Below are 1,569 nucleotides of genomic sequence, written 5' to 3' on the forward strand. Positions count from 1 at the left end.
GGGCACGACCAGGAACCACAGTGGAGGAGCCGACACCGGTCGGCGACTGCCTCACACCCTGCTCGTGGTGACCTGCCTTCGGCAGGTCACCACGAGCTCACCGGTCATCCAGCGGTGGATCCAGGCTCAGCGCCGGGCGACGCTCTCATCCTGTCCGTCACCGGGTGCGCCGCGCCGCCGGACTTCGTCGGGCGCGCGCGGCCCACTACCGTGCGCTGTGTGCATGGAACGAACATCCGCGGGCGCGGTCGCGCCCGCCTCGCACCAGCGGCCCTGATCACCGCGGCGCTGCTGACGACAGGCTGTGGTGGGGGAGGCGACGGCACGTCCGGGCCTGAGTCGCAGGAGGGCACCGCCACGCAGGCGGTGGGCGGCGCCACCCCCACGGCGACGCCCAGCCCCACCTACACCAAGTGGGAGCCCAAGGGGGACCTGGACGACTCGCCGGTGTGGGTCGGCACCGTGACCGCGCTTGACACCGGGTTCGGGGGCGATGAGTTCACCCTCGACTTCAGTGACAAGTACCCCCATGACCTGCGCCTGGACGGCATCAAGTGGCCGATGCGCGAGTGCGGCTGGCCCGACAGTGTCATCACCGCCTACAAGAAGGCCCTGGCGGCGCTGATCCCCGTCGGCACCACGGTCGCCTTCGTTCGCGAGCCCATGGTGGGGGGCGGCCTGAACCAGCGCGACGGCTACCTTTACCTCGTCGATGCCCAGGGGCGCGTCGATCCGCATGGCCCCACCGTCAACGAGATGCTCGTGCAGCAGGGCATGGCCGAGGTCGGTTACGAGCGCTCAGCGCCGCAGACGGCCACGGCCAGCCCGACCACCAGTAGTCCGAGCGCCACCGCGACCAGCACGCCCACCGCGACGCCGAGTGCAAGCCCGAGCACGACGACCACCGGCACCTCGACGGCCACCAGCACGGCCACGGCCAGCACCATCCCGGCTGGAGACCTGCGCGCCGACGCCGCCCTGCCCTACGAGCAGTGGGTGCGCTACGGCGCCGTGTACGCCCTGGCGGCCGCGAACGGTGTCGGCATCGCCGGGGCGTGCGCGGCCGAAGCGGCCGCTCAGGAGGCCGACCGGCAGGACTACCTGCGCCAGGCCGAGGAGGACAACAAGCGCTACCTCGACGGCCCGGACGGTGTGCGCGGCACCAGCGACGACAACGACATCTCGGTCTACACAGACGGTCTTGGCGACGGTGGAGGTGGCGGCGACGTTAACGTGCCCGGGTGGGCGTGCCCGACGCGCTGGTGTTGAGCCTCCCCGCTGGGTGACGGGCCCGGGTGTGGTGTCAGGACTGACTCCACACCACGCTGACCCAAGCCCAGCGCCGGATGGCGTGCAGGAGGGGCCCACCACCGCTGAGCCTGGATCCACCGCCCGGTGAGGCGTCGTGGGCTGGGATGATGGAGTCCCGTGGAGTGGTGTAGCTCGTGCGCGTGAAGCGCTGCGGGTTCGGACTATGCCGTGAGCGCCGTGGTCGTGTCGAGGGTCGTGGTCGTGTCGCCGTCCGCGCGGAGCGCGGGGGTGGGCAGGAGGATCGGTTCCGGTGGGGTC

General features: G+C 71.5%; 1 protein-coding gene. It reads left to right on the forward strand.

The features are described 5' to 3' along the window. Nucleotides 1-219: 219 nt before the first annotated feature. Complete coding sequence (locus tag GTR02_RS21645; protein WP_166609528.1) at nucleotides 220-1,269, forward strand: hypothetical protein; 1,050 nt, start codon at nucleotides 220-222, stop codon at nucleotides 1,267-1,269. Nucleotides 1,270-1,569: the final 300 nt, after the last annotated feature.

It is taken from the genome of Kineococcus siccus (genome assembly GCF_009906795.1).
Taxonomy (GTDB): Bacteria; Actinomycetota; Actinomycetes; order Actinomycetales; family Kineococcaceae; genus Kineococcus; species Kineococcus siccus.